Annotated in this window: 16 protein-coding genes; 11 read left to right on the top strand and 5 right to left on the bottom strand. The window is 42.0% G+C overall.

Annotated elements, in window-relative coordinates:
* Nucleotide 1 precedes the first annotated feature (1 nt).
* The 11 genes from J0654_RS07245 to trxB all read left to right on the top strand — a co-directional run bounded on the left by J0654_RS07245 (nt 2) and on the right by trxB (nt 12,255).
* A complete protein-coding gene (locus J0654_RS07245) occupies nt 2-613 on the top strand; it encodes an alpha-ketoglutarate-dependent dioxygenase AlkB family protein (RefSeq protein WP_207027197.1) in 612 nt (203 codons plus the stop codon).
* A 154-nt stretch (nt 614-767) separates the two neighbouring features.
* Nucleotides 768-1,535 (top strand): endonuclease/exonuclease/phosphatase family protein, encoded by a 768-nt coding sequence (locus tag J0654_RS07240; RefSeq protein WP_313783539.1) that lies wholly within the window; start codon nt 768-770, stop codon nt 1,533-1,535.
* Between the two features lie 182 nt (nt 1,536-1,717).
* Nucleotides 1,718-2,173, top strand: coding sequence for a (2Fe-2S)-binding protein (locus J0654_RS07235; protein ID WP_207027195.1), 456 nt, complete (start codon nt 1,718-1,720; stop codon nt 2,171-2,173).
* 17 nt (nt 2,174-2,190) lie between these two features.
* A complete protein-coding gene (locus J0654_RS07230) occupies nt 2,191-4,392 on the top strand; it encodes a xanthine dehydrogenase family protein molybdopterin-binding subunit (protein WP_207027194.1) in 2,202 nt (733 codons plus the stop codon).
* A 465-nt stretch (nt 4,393-4,857) separates the two neighbouring features.
* The gene (locus J0654_RS07225; RefSeq protein ID WP_207027192.1) at nt 4,858-6,312 is read left to right on the top strand and encodes an arginine decarboxylase; all 1,455 of its coding nucleotides are present in this window, start codon (nt 4,858-4,860) and stop codon (nt 6,310-6,312) included.
* Nucleotides 6,313-6,332: 20 nt separating this feature from the next.
* Nucleotides 6,333-7,271, top strand: a complete 939-nt coding sequence (speB, locus tag J0654_RS07220) for an agmatinase (protein WP_207027190.1) — start codon at nt 6,333-6,335, stop codon at nt 7,269-7,271.
* On the top strand, nt 7,264-8,238 hold the full coding sequence (locus J0654_RS07215) for a deoxyhypusine synthase family protein (protein ID WP_207028015.1): 975 nt from the start codon (nt 7,264-7,266) through the stop codon (nt 8,236-8,238). Before speB ends, J0654_RS07215 begins: the two co-directional genes overlap by 8 nt.
* A gap of 2 nt (nt 8,239-8,240) precedes the next feature.
* Nucleotides 8,241-8,549: a hypothetical protein gene (locus tag J0654_RS07210; protein WP_207027188.1), complete on the top strand. Its 309-nt coding sequence runs from the start codon at nt 8,241-8,243 to the stop codon at nt 8,547-8,549.
* 22 nt (nt 8,550-8,571) lie between these two features.
* Nucleotides 8,572-9,357 carry an RMD1 family protein gene (locus tag J0654_RS07205; protein ID WP_207027185.1) on the top strand — a complete coding sequence of 262 codons (786 nt, stop codon included), beginning with the start codon at nt 8,572-8,574 and terminating at the stop codon, nt 9,355-9,357.
* A 13-nt stretch (nt 9,358-9,370) separates the two neighbouring features.
* The gene (gene rimK, locus J0654_RS07200) at nt 9,371-10,744 is read left to right on the top strand and encodes a 30S ribosomal protein S6--L-glutamate ligase (protein ID WP_207027183.1); all 1,374 of its coding nucleotides are present in this window, start codon (nt 9,371-9,373) and stop codon (nt 10,742-10,744) included.
* A 542-nt stretch (nt 10,745-11,286) separates the two neighbouring features.
* Nucleotides 11,287-12,255 carry a thioredoxin-disulfide reductase gene (trxB, locus tag J0654_RS07195; protein WP_207027181.1) on the top strand — a complete coding sequence of 323 codons (969 nt, stop codon included), beginning with the start codon at nt 11,287-11,289 and terminating at the stop codon, nt 12,253-12,255.
* Nucleotides 12,256-12,320: 65 nt separating this feature from the next.
* Here trxB and J0654_RS07190 read toward each other — a convergent pair whose 3' ends face one another.
* The 5 genes from J0654_RS07190 to J0654_RS07170 form a co-directional block, all read right to left on the bottom strand.
* Nucleotides 12,321-12,764, bottom strand: coding sequence for a hypothetical protein (locus J0654_RS07190; RefSeq protein WP_207027179.1), 444 nt, complete (start codon nt 12,762-12,764; stop codon nt 12,321-12,323).
* Between the two features lie 188 nt (nt 12,765-12,952).
* Entirely contained in the window at nt 12,953-13,993 is a 1,041-nt protein-coding gene (locus J0654_RS07185; RefSeq protein WP_207027177.1) for a pyridoxal phosphate-dependent aminotransferase family protein, read from the bottom strand.
* Nucleotides 13,993-15,003, bottom strand: coding sequence for a dipeptide epimerase (locus J0654_RS07180; RefSeq protein WP_207027175.1), 1,011 nt, complete (start codon nt 15,001-15,003; stop codon nt 13,993-13,995). Before J0654_RS07180 ends, J0654_RS07185 begins: the two co-directional genes overlap by 1 nt.
* 108 nt (nt 15,004-15,111) lie before the next feature.
* Nucleotides 15,112-15,834 carry a head GIN domain-containing protein gene (locus J0654_RS07175; protein WP_207027173.1) on the bottom strand — a complete coding sequence of 241 codons (723 nt, stop codon included), beginning with the start codon at nt 15,832-15,834 and terminating at the stop codon, nt 15,112-15,114.
* Nucleotides 15,835-16,101: 267 nt separating this feature from the next.
* The gene (locus J0654_RS07170) at nt 16,102-17,700 is read right to left on the bottom strand and encodes a PspC domain-containing protein (RefSeq protein WP_313783414.1); all 1,599 of its coding nucleotides are present in this window, start codon (nt 17,698-17,700) and stop codon (nt 16,102-16,104) included.
* Nucleotides 17,701-17,707 lie beyond the last annotated feature (7 nt).

Genomic DNA, 17,707 nt, shown 5'->3' with positions numbered 1-17,707 from the left:
TTTGGATTTATTTGTCAATGAAATAAACCCAGGTCAAAACTTACTGCCCAAGGATGGCATTGTAAATTATTTTGGTCCTATGGTGAATCAGAATCAAGCTGATTTTTACTTTGGACAACTACAAAAGACCATTCCTTGGGAGCACGATGTGATCCATATGTTCGGCAAGCGAATCGTGACCAAACGAAAAGTGGCTTGGTATGGGGACAGTCCCTTTGAATATACCTATTCCCAAAGCACTAAAAAGGCATTGTTCTGGACACCTGAGCTCATGGAGCTCAAAAAGCTTGTCGAAAAACTTACGGAGGAGACCTATAATTCCTGTTTGCTCAATTTGTATCATTCGGGAGAAGAAGGTATGGGTTGGCATAGCGATGATGAAAAAGAATTGAAACGGAATGGTGCCATAGCTTCTGTGAGTTTTGGGGCTGAGCGAAAATTTGTTTTTAAACACAAAACCACCAAAAAAAAAGTGGAGTTACAATTGGGCCATGGTAGTTTATTGGTCATGAAAGGTGCAACCCAAGAGCACTGGTCGCACCGTTTACCACCAACTAAAAAAGTTGGAACATCAAGAGTGAACCTTACGTTCAGAACCATTGAAACAAACTGAATTTGAAAACCGTAAACAATTGGTAATTCAATTTTGTGCGTTTTCAAGGAAATGGTCTCTATATTGTAACTTGTTCAGTTACTTTAAGTCAATGAAAAACCTATTCCTTACACTTTTCGCCATCGGGTCCATGCTGCATTCTTATTGACAGACCATTGACGTTATCTCTTATAATATCCGATATGATAATCCAGATGACGCGCCAAATAACTGGGACAATAGAAAGGATTTCTTGATTTCCCAACTTAATTTTTATCATCCCGATGTGTTCGGAATTCAAGAAGGGTTGATTCATCAAGTGAAGGAAATTGATAACGGATTGGAAGACTACGCTTATTTTGGAGTGGGGCGAGACCATGGTGATGAAAGAGGAGAGCATACAGCCATTTTCTACAATAAACAAAGGGTGAAACTTTTGAAAGAATCTACGTTTTGGTTATCCACCACACCGGAAAAACCATCTAAGGGGTGGGATGCCGCTCTTCCACGGACTTGTACTTATGGAATCTTTGAAAACAAAAGTGATGGCGAAAAATTCATGGTCTTCAACACCCATTTCGATCATGTTGGGGTAAAAGCACGTGAAGAAAGTTCCAAGCTCATCCTTGAAAAAATAAACGAATTGAACACTGAAAACTATCCAGTGGTGGTAACGGGCGATTTTAATCTGGAAAGTGATAGTCCGGGCGTACAGGCAATGTTAACTAAAATGGCGGACACCCATATTGCTGCAGGTAAAAATGCCTTTGGTCCAAAAGGAACGTTTAATGGCTTTGAATTCAATAAACCTGTGGAACGAAGAATCGATTATATTTTTGTTTCCGATGACTTTGAAGTTTTGAAAAGTGCAATTTTGAGTGATTCCAAAGATACCCGTTACCCATCGGACCATTTGCCTGTTTTTGCTCGGTTGAAATATTGATGGAAGTAAAACAACCATGGTCGTTACTCTCATTTTTTAGCTGAGGCAGCTACTTGTTATTTGTATTGATTTTAAGTAACTCGAAAAAACCTAAAAACAATGTTAATTTTATGAAGATGTTGGGGGGAACTACTCGAATTGTTAACAGAAATTTTTAACTTCAAAGGGAATTAATCAACATTATGGCAACTTTTACACTTAACATCAACGGAACAAAACAAGAGGTCGATGTAGATCCATCTACACCGGTCCTCTGGGTTTTACGAGATCACTTAAATTTAGTCGGAACAAAATATGGCTGTGGAATCGCACAATGCGGAGCTTGCACCATTCATTTGAACGGAACAGCGACAAGAGCTTGTATGCTTACCGTTTCATCCGTAGGGAACTCTGAAATCACAACAATAGAAGGATTATCCGAAGAAGGTGACCACCCAGTCCAAAAAGCTTGGCTGGAAGTCGATGTCCCTCAATGTGGGTACTGTCAAGCAGGTCAAATTATGACCGCTTCCGCACTTTTGGAGAAAAATCCAAATCCAACGGACGAAGAAATCGAAATGGCCATGAATGGCAATATCTGCCGTTGTGGAACGTACACAAGAATCAAAAAAGCCGTGAAACTAGCGGCTAAATCATAATCCATAAAACTAGTATCATGACACTTGTAAAGACAAAAATAGGACGACGCGCCTTTATTAGGAATACAGGACTGGCTAGTGGTGGGCTTGTAATTGGGTTTAGCTGGTTAGCTTCTTGTAAAATGACTCCTGAGCAGGTAAAAAGCTTGCCAGATGAGTGGTTTGAACTTAACGGATATCTAAAAGTTGGGGACAATGGTATGGTTACGATCATGTCACCGAACCCTGAAATTGGTCAAAATGTAAAAACCTCCATGCCCATGATCGTAGCGGAAGAGCTGGATACGGCATGGAAAGATGTAATAGTGGAACAAGCACCACTGAACACTGATATTTTTACACGCCAACTGGCCGGTGGTAGCCAATCCATTCGACAAGGATGGGAAAGTTTGCGTATGGCGGGAGCCACTGCAAGACATATGTTGAAAGAAGCCGCCGCTCAAGCTTGGGGCGTTTCTGCAGATGAAATTACCACCAAAGATGGGGTGTTGACCCACGAAGCAAGTGGAAATTCAGCTGGCTATGGAGAAATGGCCTCTGCCGCTACCAGCATTGAAGTGCCCGACGAGGTGCAGTTGAAAGACAATGGAAACTTTTCCATTATTGGTACGGACAAGAAAAATGTGGATGGTAAAAAAATAGTTACCGGTAAACCACTTTTTGGATTGGATGTATATAAAGAAGGAATGTTGACAGCCATGATCGTACACCCGCCAGCATTTGGAATGAAATTCAAAAGCATGAATGCCGAATCGGTAAAATCAATGCCTGGAATAAAAGATGTTTTCCATTTTGAAGCATATCCTGAAGATACAGAAAAAAGATGGTCCGATGGAGGTGCCATTCCAGAATTGGTGGCGATTGTTGGCGACAGTACATGGGAGTGTATGCAGGCCAAAAAAGCGTTGGATGTAGAATGGGAAGAGGTGTCCAAATTGGAAAGTACCTCATACCACGACCAAGCCCTTGCATCACTTTTGGAAAAACCACAAGAAGAGCCAGCAAGAAAAGATGGGGATGTGGACGCAGCTTTTGCAAAAGCGGCCAAAATCGTTGAAAGTACCTATTCAGCACCTTATTTGGCCCACAATACTATGGAGCCCATGAACTTTTTTGCGCATGTCACGCCCGAAAAAGCTGAGTTGCTCGGTCCAATACAAACCCCGGAGTTTTTAGAGCAAACCTTGGTGTCCAGATTAGGAATGCCTGCGGAAAAAATAGATGTGATGATGACCCGTATGGGAGGTGGTTTTGGCCGTCGACTCTACGGAACTTTTGCTGTAGAAGCAGCTGCGATTTCCCAAAAAATGAATGCCCCCGTTAAGTTGGTGTATTCAAGGGAGGACGATATGACACAAGGTACCTACCGCCCATCTTATAAAGTAAAATATAAAGCAGGTTTGGACGAAAACGGAAACCTGATTGCATGGCATGTGCGTGGAGCAGGTACCAATGATGATTTAATTTTTGAAAACCGCTTCCCGGCTGGAGCAGTGGACAACTATTTGGCAGAAAAGCATAGCTTGGAAACCAATGTGACTACTGGAGCTTGGAGAGCGCCTCGTTCCAATTTTATCGCTGGTGCCGAACAGGCTTTTATGGATGAGGTGGCAGAAGCTGCCGGTAAAGATCCATTGGAATTCCGATTGGCACTCTTTGATAGGGCCATAAATAATCCTGTGGGTGACCCAGAAAGAAACGATTACGATGCAGAGCGTTACGCAGGAGTGCTGAAATTGGTAAAGGAAAAATCCAATTGGGGCTCCGAAACAGGCAAAGCCCGTGGCGTAGCAGCCTATTACTGCCATAATTCCTATGTAGCTCAGGTTCTTGAGTTGGAGGATGGTGGCGACATGCCAAGAGTTGATAAAATAACTTGCGCTGTGGACTGCGGTATCGTGATCAATCCATTGGCCGCCAAAAACCAGATAGAAGGTGGTATGATCGATGGTATTGGCCACTCGACCTATAGTGCCCTCACCTTTGAAGATGGAAGGCCGGAGCAATCCAATTTTGATACCTACCGTCTCATGCGTCACTCCGAAGCGCCCAAAAATATAGAGGTACACTTCGTGGATAATGGTATAGATCCAACGGGTCTGGGAGAGCCTTCTTTGCCACCCGCAATTGGAGCCTTATCCAATGCGCTGTACAAAGCAACTGGAAGACGTTATTACAAACAACCTTTCATTAATGATAAACCGCCATTGGTTGGTTAAATCATAATCTATTTAAAAATTAGAATTAACAACTGGTCAGTAGATGCTTTTTACTGGCCAGTTTTTATTTGTGTCTTTCACTAATTTTAATTTTTCACAATAAGTATCTGAAAAACAATATTTTAAACTAAATAAAAATTTTTATAAAAAAAGTTGCAGTATTGGTTTTTTATTTATGTTTGCCCCATAAATGAGTCCAACTAATTTGGACGCATTGCCTACAAGCTTTGAAAACTTTTTTCATGTTCGGGCTTTTGGGGATAAGAAAGTCTACCCAAAAAGCCGTCTTAAGATTAAGACACCGAATATACGGGCTGACTTTCGAAGAACTACACCATTTTAACCGTGATTTTTCACGGACTCCTTACTTTGTACCGTATACCGTATTCGAATTTCGTATCTGAGAACCATCAGTTCTACAGGCCTCTTTTTAGCTATCTATAATTATAACATTACGAAATTTAAATGAAAACGAAATACATCGATTTAATCGAGCAGACTTATGATTTTCCCCAAGAGGAATTTGAATTAAAGAACAATACGCTTCAATTCCACGGGATAGACCTTAACGATTTGGTGCAACGCTATGGTACACCCTTAAAGTTTACCTATTTGCCCAAAATATCGGACAACATACAAAGAGCGAAAGGTTGGTTCAACTCAGCTATTAAAAAACACAAATATGCTGGGAAGTACCACTATTGCTACTGCACCAAAAGCTCTCATTTTGAGCATGTACTGAACGAGGCGTTGAAAAACGATATCCACATCGAAACTTCTTCTGCTTTTGATATCAATATTGTGGAGCATTTAAAGAAGGCGGGTAAAATAACAAAGGACACCTATGTGATCTGTAATGGCTTTAAGCGAGATCAATACATTCAAAACATTGCCAGACTGATCAATGAGGGTCATCGCAACTGTATCCCCATTATAGATAATTATGAGGAAATCAACTTGTTAGGCGAAGCCATTGAAGGTAAGTTCCAGATTGGAATCCGAATAGCCTCTGAAGAAGAGCCCAAATTTGAGTTTTATACCTCTAGATTGGGTATCGGGTACAAAAACATTGTTCCGTTCTACAACCAGTCCATAAAACCGAACACTCAAGTACAGTTGAAGATGCTTCATTTCTTCATTAATACGGGAATTAGGGATACGGCCTACTACTGGAACGAGCTTTTGAAGTGTTTAAAAGTATACATCGCCCTAAAAAAAGTATGCCCAACCTTGGACAGTCTTAACATTGGTGGTGGTTTTCCCATCAAAAACTCACTGGCCTTTGAATATGATTATGAGTACATGGTGGACGAAATTATCCATCAAATAGGTCAGGCATGTGAGGAAGCTGGGGTAGAGGTGCCCAATATCTTCACGGAGTTCGGAAGCTTCACAGTGGGTGAAAGCGGAGGAAACATCTACGAAGTACTTTATCAAAAACAACAGAACGATCGTGAAAAGTGGAACATGATCAACTCATCTTTCATAACCACAATGCCAGATTCTTGGGCCATTAGCAAGCGGTTCATCATGTTGGCCATCAACCGTTGGAACGATGAGTACGAACGTGTGCTTTTGGGTGGTCTAACATGCGATAGCGACGATTATTACAATTCGGAGCAGCATATGAACGCCATTTATTTGCCCAAATATAAAAAGGATAAACCCCTGTACATTGGGTTCTTTAATACGGGTGCTTACCAAGAAACCATTGGTGGATTCGGTGGATTACAGCATTGTTTGATTCCCAACCCCCAACATATCCTTATTGATAAGGATGAGGAAGGGAACCTGAACACTCGAGTGTTTGCAGAGCAGCAAACAGCAGGAGAGTTTCTCTCCATACTTGGTTACGGTAACAAAAAATCTGCCGATGTTATGGTAGAAGCCGATGATTTACCAGTACCTAGCAATAATTGAAAAAGGAAGTAGTAAAAAAAATGAAAACAGAAAGAACATATGCCGGTATTCCAAAGGAATACGGCTCGCCCGAAAAGGCAAAAGTAGTATTGTTACCAGTTCCTTATGATGGTACCAGTACCTGGGGGAAAGGAGCGGACAAAGGTCCGGAAGCCTTTTTGGAAGCCTCTGAAAACATGGAGGTATACGATATCGAAACCGATAGCGAAGTTTACAAGCAGGGAGTTTATCTGGCCGATACCCTAGATGGTTTTGAAACACCCGATGCCATGGTAGAAGCGGTACACAGGACAGTGAAAGAGTATATTAACCGCAACAAACTTGTGACCATGGTAGGTGGGGAGCATTCCATTTCCATAGGAGCAATCAGAGCCTTTAACGAATGTTTTGAAGATCTCACCGTACTTCAGATTGATGCACATGCCGATTTGCGCAAAGAATACGAAGGCACAAAATATAACCACGCCTGTGCATTGTACGAAGCCAACGAGACAACCAATTTGGTACAAGTGGGTATTAGAAGCATGGATTACAGCGAAACATTGGTGATGGACAAGGATCAAGTGTTTTTTGCCCACGAGATGATTTCCGATGATTTTTGGATGGATTCCGCCCTGGATTTGATGACGGACAACGTTTACATCACTTTTGACCTGGATGCTTTTGACCCCTCTATCTTGCCATCAACGGGAACACCGGAGCCAGGGGGACTTCTTTGGTACGAAACCCTTGATTTTTTGCGCAGGGTTTTCAGGGAAAAGAATGTGGTCGGGTTTGATATTGTGGAGCTATGTCCGAACGATATCGACAGGTCCTCCGATTTCTTGGCAGCAAAGCTTTACTATAAAATGTTGAGCTATAAATTTTCGAACAATCACGAATTTATGGATGAAGGTTTTGACGGTGATGTCGACGACTTTAAAAGATCCAAAAACAACTTAGATGATTACGATGAGTAACAAAGGAGAAATATCACAATTCATACAAAAATACTTTTTGCACTTTAACTCCGCAGCTCTTGTGGATGCCGCCAAAGGTTATGAGGATCAACTGAACAAAGGTTCCAAAATGTTGGTTTCCTTGGCTGGAGCGATGAGCACGGCCGAGCTTGGAAAAATTTTCGCTGAAATCATCCGTACCGATAAGGTCCATATTGTGTCCTGCACGGGAGCCAACTTGGAAGAGGATTTAATGAATTTGGTGGCGCACTCACACTATAAGCGTGTACCTAACTACAGGGATTTGACCCCACAAGAAGAATGGGACCTGTTGGAAAATGGCCTCAACCGTGTTACAGATACCTGTATTCCAGAAGAGGAAGCTTTTAGGAGGTTGCAAAAGCACATTTACGACATTTGGAAAGAAGCAGACGAGAAAGGAGAACGCTATTTTCCGCATGAGTTTATGTACAAATTGTTGCTCTCAGGGGTGTTGGAGCAGTACTACGAAATAGATATCAAGGATTCGTGGATGTACGCTGCTGCAAAGAAAAACTTGCCTATTGTGGTTCCTGGTTGGGAAGATAGCACCATGGGAAATATTTTTGCCAGCTACGTGATCAAAGGCGAATTAAAGGCCAGCACGGTAAAATCTGGTATTGAGTATATGACCTTTTTGGCCGATTGGTATGCTAAAAACTCTGAAAATGGCATCGGATTCTTCCAGATCGGAGGAGGTATTGCCGGGGATTTCCCTATCTGCGTAGTACCCATGTTGTATCAGGATTTGGAGCAGACCGACACCCCGTTTTGGAGCTACTTCTGTCAAATCAGCGATTCCACCACAAGTTATGGTTCTTATTCGGGAGCAGTTCCCAATGAGAAAATAACTTGGGGCAAACTGGATATCGATACACCAAAATTCATTGTAGAATCAGATGCTACCATCGTAGCGCCTTTGATTTTCGCTTACTTATTAGACATGTAACCATGAGAAAGGGACAAACAACAGTTTTAAAAAGAGTGATCGTTGATTACAAAAAGTTGGATAATACCATGCTTAACCTTCTTGTGGAGAAGTTTCCAGATGGTTACGACGATGATGATATCGTAACCTACAGGAATGCCAGTAACGAAGTCGTGGAGTGTGTTGAGGTCAGGACCGAAGACACTGCTTATTTGGTTAAAGTGAGCAAGCGTTTGGTCATGGCCATGGAAGATTTTGACGACTCGGATACCGACGACAGCGAAGACTCAGATTTGGACACCGAGGAATTGGAAGGTTCCGAGGAAGAATAGATCAACCACCTAACCTATACTAATGGAATCAAAGGCAATGGCTCTTCACTTGGCAAAAAGTATTGATATACCTGCCTGTCGGAGAGCTTTGAACATGGAATTGATTTATGGCGATAGGGATGAACTTTTTTATTCCGATGCATCACGTTACCTTTATATCTTCAGATATGGTGTTGTATCCTTTTTTGGATACAGTGAGGCGGAGATATCGCAACTTTTGAAGGAAATCAAGCCATTTTGTGAAGAATGGAGGCAGTCCGATATTACCGAGACCATGGAAATGGAGTTGGTTTCCGATCACGAGAAGTCTATTATCGATCAGGACAAGGTAATACTGTCTAAATCCAATGTGGAAGGTATAAGACTGGCGTTGTTGCACTTATCGCAATCCGTGGCCTTGGATCATTTTGCAGGGCTATCGGAACAGGCAATGAAAGAGACCCGTCGGCACACTACCTATCTGGAGTTAAATGGAAGGTTGGACATAGGAGGGAAGAAGTTGAAAAAACACATTGCAAAAGTGTTGAACATTAACAACCAGATCTCTGAAAACCTCTATATTTTTGATTCTCACGAAGTAGTGTGGGAAGATTTGGAACTCGACCGATTGGATAAAGGTCTAAAACAGATTTTTGATCTAAAGGAACGATATCGAAATATAAAGGAACAGGGCATTGTGATCAAGGAAAACCTAAGTCTGTTCATGAATATTATGGACCATAGGGAAAGCAGTAGACTCGAATGGATCATTATTATTTTGATTTTGGTCGAGGTTGTGGACTTGTTCATTATGCGATTAATCAATTAAATAGATATAAGTTTTGAGCGATTTTAAAATATTGGGTAGCGAAGAATGGTGCCAATTTGATGATTTGAGAATTCCGGCCATCAAGGCCAGGGTGGATTCTGGAGCAAAAACATCATCTATTCAAGCCAGTAAGATTAAAATTTTTACAAAAGGATTGGAAGAGTGGGTACGTTTTGAGGTCAACCCCGTTCAAGACAATAGAAGTATATCGATTTTATGTCAGGCCAAATTGGTCGATGTACGACATGTAAAGAGTTCACAAGGTATTTCGGAAGAACGTCCAGTAATCAGGGCCAATGTGAACATTTCGGGCAATATATTCGAAATAGAACTGACTCTTGCGAACAGGGATACCATGGAGTATCGCATGTTGTTGGGCCGTGAGGCAATCAATGGCAGGTATTTGGTGGACCCTTCGCAAAGTTTTGTGCAAGGCGGCGATATTACAGATGAAGAATTACAGGAGAAGTATGAACCTTTTACCACTGAGAAAAAGGGTCTTAGAATAGGTCTTTTGGCGAGTAACCCCAACCTTTACAGTAACAAGAGAATCATTGAGGCTGGTGAAATGCGCGGACATAAGGTAGTGTTCCTTAATGTGGAGCACGTTTACATGAAACTCGACGCCGCTACGCCTGAAATCAGGTATCGTGGGGGAAATATGTTGGACAAGTTCGATGCCGTGATTCCAAGAATTAAGCCTGCGGTTACTTTTTATGGATGCGCGCTGTTGCGCCAGTTCGATACCTTGGGTGTGTATTGCTTAAACTCCGCCGATTCCATAGGTAGATCAAGGGACAAGCTTTTTGCCTCTCAATTGTTCTCCAAAAACGATATTCACATACCCACAACAGGATTTGCCAAATCCCCAATGGATACCAAGGACCTTATCCGTATGGTAAGCGGTGCCCCATTGATCATTAAGTTGCTCGAGAGCACCCAGGGAAAAGGGGTGGTTTTGGCCGAGACCAATAAAGCTGCCGAGAGTGTGATCAACGCCTTTAAAAGTGTACAGACCAACATTTTGGTGCAAGAGTTCATTAAGGAGGCCAATGGTCACGATATCCGCTGTTTTGTGGTAAATGGTAAAGTAGTGGCCTCCATGCAAAGAACTGCCCAAAAAGGAGAGTTCAGGGCAAACATTCACCAAGGTGGAGCTGCAGCAAAGGTCAAGATAACCCCAGAAGAGCGAAAATTGGCCATCAAATCTGCCAAGGTTTTCAATTTGGATGTAGCCGGGGTCGATTTGATTCGTTCCAATAAGGGACCATTGTTGTTGGAGGTAAACTCTTCACCAGGACTTCAAGGTATTGAGAATACCACTGGAAAAGATATCGCCAATGTAATGATCGAGACAATCGAGAAAAAATTGAAATACAAGCAATAATCTTGAAGGTGTAATTCAACTGTTTGAGATTCATTCGATTGTCTATTTTTAGAAATATTTTCCTACAGAGGACCCCAAAATCACGAATATAAATTAAAAATGGGCATCCGTTAACGGATAATGCCCATTTGTTAATTGAACCCTTTCCGTGTCAAGAGACCGTGTTATGTTTGTCTCAGTTAACGAAAAGCAATACAGCTTAGTTAAAACCTTAAATAGGATTGGGGTGATTATAGGGTACTTTGTGTTCTTTACCTAATATCTTATTATTACAAGGTTTACGTTGCTCCAAGGGGTTTTTGAGGTTGAGCCCCTTGGTTGTAACGGTTTTCAAGAATCAAATTTGTTCCCATAAATTTGACCTACTTTTCTGAAAAGAGCCGTTTTTACGGCTCTTTTTTATTTGAGACCCCTTCAAAAACTGGCCGAAGGTCAAGTCATTCACAATTGTTCACATCTTTTAAGAAAACCAGAAAAGTCTAGGGTGTAAGTTTTTGGACAAAAAACCTACTTTTGTAATGTAACATTTCAGGAGAAGATTTATGTCAGAACAAGTGGAAAGAATCAAAACATTGATTATAGGATCAGGGCCAGCAGGGTATACTGCGGCAATTTATGCCTCAAGGGCAGATTTAAAACCGGTTTTGTATACAGGGATGGAACCTGGTGGTCAGTTGACCACAACCACCGAAGTGGATAACTTTCCAGGGTATCCAGAAGGTATTGATGGGCCAGCAATGATGATGCAGTTGCAACAGCAAGCAGAAAGGTTTGGCACACAAGTACGAATCGGTATGGTGACCGCGGTTGAATTAAGTGACGAAGTAGGTGGCATACACAAAATTACTGTAGACGATTCAACACAATTGGAAGCGGAAACCGTGATTATTTCGACAGGGGCTTCGGCCAAGTATTTGAATATACCAAGTGAACAGCGTTTAAGAGGTGGTGGAGTATCTGCCTGTGCTGTTTGTGATGGATTTTTCTACAAAGGTCAAGATGTGGCCATTGTTGGGGCAGGGGATACCGCTGCTGAGGAGGCATCCTATTTGGCGAATATCTGTACCAAGGTGACCATGTTGGTGCGTAAAGATTATATGCGTGCTTCCAAAGCCATGCAACATAGGGTAAACAGTATCGATAATATCGAAATCAGATACAACACCGAAGTTGATGAGGTGCTAGGTGATCAAGTAGTGGAAGGTGTACGTGTTGTGAACAACGAAACTGGTGAAAAAGAAGAAATCCCAGTAACAGGGTTGTTCATAGCCATTGGGCACAAACCCAATACAGATGTCTTTAAAGGACAATTGGACATGGATGAAACAGGTTATATTATTACCCAACCAAAATCCACTAAAACAAACAAACCTGGTGTTTTTGCCAGCGGAGATGCACAGGATAAAATATACAGACAAGCGGTTACTGCTGCTGGAACCGGTTGTATGGCCGCTTTGGATGCAGAACGCTATTTAGCCTCAGTGGAGAGCAAGGAGATGTTGGCATCATAGAAAAAAATTGATATAATATCATAAAAAAAGGCGCTGTATTCAGCGCCTTTTTTTGTGATTGTTAATCAATCAATCCGCTTGTAATTCTCTGAAAATGTTCTGTTCCCGTCTTCGTCAACCGTAATTTGACTGAACGAATCCTCGTTTAGGATCAGCTCAAAAGTAAAATTGCGCATAGTGTCCAAAGCTTTCATCATATCATCATCACCATATTCTATGACTTCCACTAACGAATTGTCCGTTACTTTGTAAGAGCCATAACCAAATCTACCGTGGGGATCATCTGGTACATATCGGGTCCACATAATTTTTTCTTTGGAATACATTTTAACCTGTCTGTAGCCATCCGATTTTTTAATGGTGTCTATTATATTTTCTCCATCATAATTGTAAAAGCTTTCTAGTTCCCACGTTCCTTCAATTGTTGGATTGTTTGGTTCGTGATTCTTAAAGCTCCCTACGATTAAGAAAACAAAGATGAGTGTGAAAAGTAAAACTGATTTTTTCATAATGCTCTACTTTTAATATTGTTATAATAATTAAAAGGTATGAATAAAATTTAACAATATTAAATTTATAGCTTCCAAAATTATCCCTATTTCATTTTTGATATTAAATTTTTAAAATATCCATAATGGTTTTTTACTTGAAGGACAAAGGTGATGATGTGGTGTATAAATACTTGATGGAACCTGTTTTAAACAAGCTTGTTTATACAGGAAATTAATTTTTGGACATCTTCTGTTTTATGGTAGGCGCTCAAAACAATACGGCTTACCATTGGACCTTTTTCATCAGGATAATTGAAATTGGTGAAAACAAACCCATGTTTTCTCAAGGCGGAAGCTAATGTATCATTTTGAAACTCAAAGGTGGGGTGACCATCCATATTATTGAAAAATGATGGTTTTTCCAGTTGGGACTTGAAGAGATGATAGTTGTTTTTCAATATTTCCAATCGTTCGGAATATATATCGCTTGCTTCTAGAAGCGTTCCCATGAATGCAGGTGAAGCAGGGCTTGCCCCGCCGTAAAACGGTGTGGTTTCCAACATTTGGATATCCTCTTTGTTCCCAAAAACAGCTCCTGCTTGTACGCCCAATGCCTTGCCAAGAGAACAGCAGACCAACAATTTGGCAGGTTCCAGGTCCTTGAGCATGCTGTAACAACCACTCCCATTGGCACCTACAACGCCAATGCCATGTGAGTCATCTCCGATCAGGACAATCTTGTCCAATGGAAGTTCGCGGAGTCCATCAAAGTCTGGGAATTGTTGGCCGGAAAAGTCGATGGTATCAAATAGCACGACAGGCATTCGATTTTTATCCAATTCCGCCGATACACATTGATACAATTCTTCCAAACTCGATGTAATCTTTACACCGTTGATCAAAAGTGCTATATGGGCATGTGGTGCTGCAATAATGGGATGACCTTTTTCCAATAAATGGTGCACCACCAACTGGGCGGCCAAGTAACCGCTGGACATGGTCAAACAGTCTTCACTGCCTACCCAATGGGCCAAATGCCTTTCTGTTTCTCCATAAATCTCCAGCGCAACATTGGATTTACGGGAGGCACCGTATTGCATTCCGTACTTGGCCACGTTTTTTAGGTACAAATCTTTGAAAGGGCCATAATTTTGCACTCCCAAATAGGAGGTTCCCCCAAAATACAAATGGGTTGTGCCATCAATTAAAATCTCTCTATCGGGTATGCTTTGGATTGGGTAGGCCATTAGAGCAATTCTATTCCGCTACCGGGCAATTTTGGGAATATGACTTTGCCATTTTCCAAAATCTCGACTCCCTTAGCAATATCCCCTTTTAAAAGCATGGCTCCGTCCATATCCACATAATCCAACTGGGGCAACAATTGTGCAATGGCAGAGATGCCCACGGTGGACTCTGTCATACAACCTACCATAAGCTGTAATCCCAACTCCCGTCCTTTTTTTATCATGCGTCGGGCAGGGGTAAGTCCCCCGCACTTGGTCAGTTTAATATTAATGCCGTGAAAATAAGGCCCACATTGTTCCACATCGCTTTCTACGATGCAACTTTCGTCTGCAATGACAGGAAGAACGGATTGTGCCTTCACTAAGGACATCCCTTCCCAGTCATCAGCTTTGAGAGGTTGCTCCAGGAATTCCACTCCCAATTCTTTCAATAGCGGAGCATTTTTTATGGTTTCCTCTGCGGTCCATGCCGTGTTGGCATCAATCCTAAAAATACTATCGGTGTGCTTGCGCAATTCCCGAACAATGGCGACATCATCTGGAGTCCCCAACTTAATTTTATAGAGAGGCCAAGGCTTCTCCTGAAGCTTTGCGACCATTTTTTCGATGGTATCTATACCTATGGTATAGTTGGTCATTGGATATTTTTCGGTGGTTGTGCCCCAAAGCTCGTATAGCGGTTTACCCTTAAGTTTGCCATAGAGGTCGTTTGCGGCCAGGTCCAAGGCACAAAGGGTGAATTTGTGGAGGTCAAGTGACGCTAAAAACTCATAAAAGTTTTCAGGAGAGTCAAAATCATAATTTTCAATTTGATCTCTGACGGCTTCTATTTCGGCCATCATCCCTTCCAAGGTGATTTTATAGTAGGGGTTCGAGGTAGCTTCACCATAACCGGTTTTTCCATTCAAAGAGAGACAGACGATCATGGTGTCCTGCTCATCCCGGGATTCTCTGGAAATGGTAAAGGTGTGGGCTAATTGAAGCGTGTATTTTTTGAGCGCTATCTGCATAGTTAGTTAGGTATTGTGTCTTGCTAAGATAGGGCTTCGGATAAACATAATAAAGACAAAAGCCCACTGAAAAATCAGTAGGCCTTTGCATATTTAAAGGGAATTGGATTAATACTTGCGCACGCTCCCAGAAACGGATTTTTTGGTTTCAACGCTGGCATCGCCAGTGTACTTGATATCCGCTCCGCTACTGGCGTCTGCGACCAAAGATTCCGAAACATTCACCGAGATATCGGCTCCGCTGCTGGCATCCGCATTACATCTTTTTACCATAAGGTCCTGGGCCTTAATGTCGGAACCGCTACTGGCATCTGCAAAAAGTGCATCGGCCTGTCCTGATACCTTGATATCGGCACCGCTACTGGCATCGGCGGAAACTTCGCCCGCCACAACCTCTACATGTAGGTCAGCACCACTACTGGCGTCCAGTTCAATGTTTTCGGCCTTAACCACGTTTTGTGCAATAAGGTCGGCACCACTGGAGCTTTCCAAAGCTGTGATCTCCGGTAAGGTCACGTAAACGTTTTTGGTAGCTCTTCCAATATTTTCAATGGCGTGTATTTTAAGTCTACCATTCTTAACATCCGTTCCAATAAGATCAATAATGTTTTCGTCGGCTTCAACGGTAATGTTAAAGTCAGAGCCTTGGGTTACGAATACATCTATTCCTTCTGAAGCGGATACGATGTCAAAATCCTCATTTACATCGCGGCTTTCTTCCACGACTTCGCCGTTACCGGTTTTTCCGTTACCGAAGTTCATATTCATCATGCATGAGGATGCAAAGAGAGATAGGAGTGCGGTGATTGCTAATCTTGCTAGTGTTGTCATGATTGTTGTTTTATTATTGATTGATTTTTGAAAAATGATTTGTTGACTACTAAAGTAATTTTAGTGTAAATGTCTGTTTTTATATATGTGTTTTAAATAATGATCTACTGAATTGACGAATTAGGGGGCTCAATTGTTACTTTTTTCTTTGGCTTTAACTTTTACCCCATCTTCGTTGATTTTCATTTCAAAAGAGTCCTGGTCGTCTTTGATGTCGATGTCGATACCATCTTCATTGATGATGATCTTACCATTGCCATCGGATTCCTAATCATCGTCTTCAGGGCAATCCAAACATTTCAATTCTCCGTCGTCCTTCATCAACCAGTACTGACCTGCCATACCGCTTCGGTAAAAACCTTGATCATTGTCGATTCCCCTGCCAATGTATCTGGTCGTGGAATCATCAAAATATACCGTCATGGATTCTGGTACATAAATGGTTATGGTCACCTCCTGGTTTCTGGCTTTGTTCGCTATTTCCGTGGTCAAATATTTGTCCAGTACAATTTCATTGCCATCAATGGTGTAAGCATATTCAATGTTCCTAGCGCGGTCACGAGCTGCCGGTGTTGAACTTCCATCCGCATCTTTTCTAATGTTGATGCTGATGGAGTCCGTATCCGACTTTCTTACTTTAATATCGACTTCATCAGACATTAAAATACGGTTGTCGTTTTCGTCATAACCAAAGGTCATCCGACCAAAACGAATGTCGTCCCGGTTGTAATCCATTTCGCCATCCTTCATTGTAATAACCAAAGTGTCCGAAGGTATTTCCATTGTTAATTCTGTTCTATCGTTAACGCTTCCGGTATAAGAGAATTCCGCTGCCTGGCGTATACCAAATACGATCAACAGTCCTACGGAAATCAACCAAAGGCCCAACAAGGAGAATTTGGCAATGTTTCCAATGGATTTTAAGTTGTTCACCAAAATCTTCAACCCCAAATAGAGTAGGAAGAAGAACGGAATCCCCACAGCGAAGAACAACAAGATGGATACCACCCATACAGGCGCGCCCGAAGTGTTCACAATCTCATAAAAATCTATACCCGGCACATGTACCGCATCGAACATACCCACGGTAAATAGACCGAAAAACAGTCCTACCAAGGTAGATGCACCGATGATGATCAACAGAATGCCTATGAACTTACCGAATACCTTGAAAAGGAACAGGATAATGTCCCCAATGGTATCAAAAAAGGTCTTGGAGCCGCTTTTGACCTTGTCGCCCACTTTTTCGTAGTCAACATTTTTTACTTTGTCCGCAACATCATCAAACCCCTCTTTAACTTTGCGTTCTATATTGCTGATGTTGACGGGCTCCCCCCGCATATCCAATTTTTGGGAGGTGGTGGCGGCCTCGGGAACCAAGATCCAAAGTAGGATGTAGGCAATAAAGCCAAAACCACTGGTAAATACGGCCAACAATATAAATATGAGCCTTATCCAAAGGGCATCAATGCCCAAATAATGTTCCAAACCGGCACAGACACCACCAATGTATTTGTGGTCGATGTCCCTATACAGTTTTTTTGCCCTGTTCGTAGAAGATTCGGCATAGCTCTTTTTGGGTTCGTCCTCAAAAATATCCTCGTCCACCATGTAATCTTCGGGTTGCCCCATTACTTCGATTACTTGATCAACTTCTTTGTGGGTGATTACCTGTCTCTCGTTCTCCATTTTCTCCAAGAAGAGTTCGGCAATCCTTGCCTCGATATCGGCAATGATCTCGTCGCTTCCCTTGGTACCTGCAAACGACCGTCTAATGGACTCCAGGTACCGTCTCAGCTTGTTATACGCGTCATCGTCTATGTGGAAGAGCGTATTTGCTAGATTTATATTTACTGTCTTGTTCATTTTTTGA

Origin of the sequence: Flagellimonas profundi (assembly GCF_017313275.1) — a bacterium.
In the GTDB taxonomy this organism is placed as follows: domain Bacteria; phylum Bacteroidota; class Bacteroidia; order Flavobacteriales; family Flavobacteriaceae; genus Flagellimonas; species Flagellimonas profundi.
Note: the sequence above shows the minus strand (reverse complement) of the source record. Positions and strands in the feature narration are given on the sequence as shown.

What these genes read in the sequence shown, in the direction of transcription:
- J0654_RS07210 (WP_207027188.1), top strand. Translation starts at nt 8,241, where the DNA reads ATGAGAAAGGGACAAACAACAGTTTTAAAAAGAGTGATCGTTGATTAC.
- J0654_RS07205 (WP_207027185.1), top strand. Translation starts at nt 8,572, where the DNA reads ATGGAATCAAAGGCAATGGCTCTTCACTTGGCAAAAAGTATTGATATA.
- J0654_RS07185 (WP_207027177.1), bottom strand. Translation starts at nt 13,993, where the DNA reads ATGGCCTACCCAATCCAAAGCATACCCGATAGAGAGATTTTAATTGAT.
- speB (WP_207027190.1), top strand. Translation starts at nt 6,333, where the DNA reads ATGAAAACAGAAAGAACATATGCCGGTATTCCAAAGGAATACGGCTCG.
- trxB (WP_207027181.1), top strand. Translation starts at nt 11,287, where the DNA reads ATGTCAGAACAAGTGGAAAGAATCAAAACATTGATTATAGGATCAGGG.
- J0654_RS07230 (WP_207027194.1), top strand. Translation starts at nt 2,191, where the DNA reads ATGACACTTGTAAAGACAAAAATAGGACGACGCGCCTTTATTAGGAAT.
- J0654_RS07175 (WP_207027173.1), bottom strand. Translation starts at nt 15,834, where the DNA reads ATGACAACACTAGCAAGATTAGCAATCACCGCACTCCTATCTCTCTTT.
- J0654_RS07225 (WP_207027192.1), top strand. Translation starts at nt 4,858, where the DNA reads ATGAAAACGAAATACATCGATTTAATCGAGCAGACTTATGATTTTCCC.
- J0654_RS07170 (WP_313783414.1), bottom strand. Translation starts at nt 17,700, where the DNA reads ATGAACAAGACAGTAAATATAAATCTAGCAAATACGCTCTTCCACATA.
- J0654_RS07180 (WP_207027175.1), bottom strand. Translation starts at nt 15,003, where the DNA reads ATGCAGATAGCGCTCAAAAAATACACGCTTCAATTAGCCCACACCTTT.
- J0654_RS07215 (WP_207028015.1), top strand. Translation starts at nt 7,264, where the DNA reads ATGAGTAACAAAGGAGAAATATCACAATTCATACAAAAATACTTTTTG.
- J0654_RS07190 (WP_207027179.1), bottom strand. Translation starts at nt 12,764, where the DNA reads ATGAAAAAATCAGTTTTACTTTTCACACTCATCTTTGTTTTCTTAATC.
- J0654_RS07235 (WP_207027195.1), top strand. Translation starts at nt 1,718, where the DNA reads ATGGCAACTTTTACACTTAACATCAACGGAACAAAACAAGAGGTCGAT.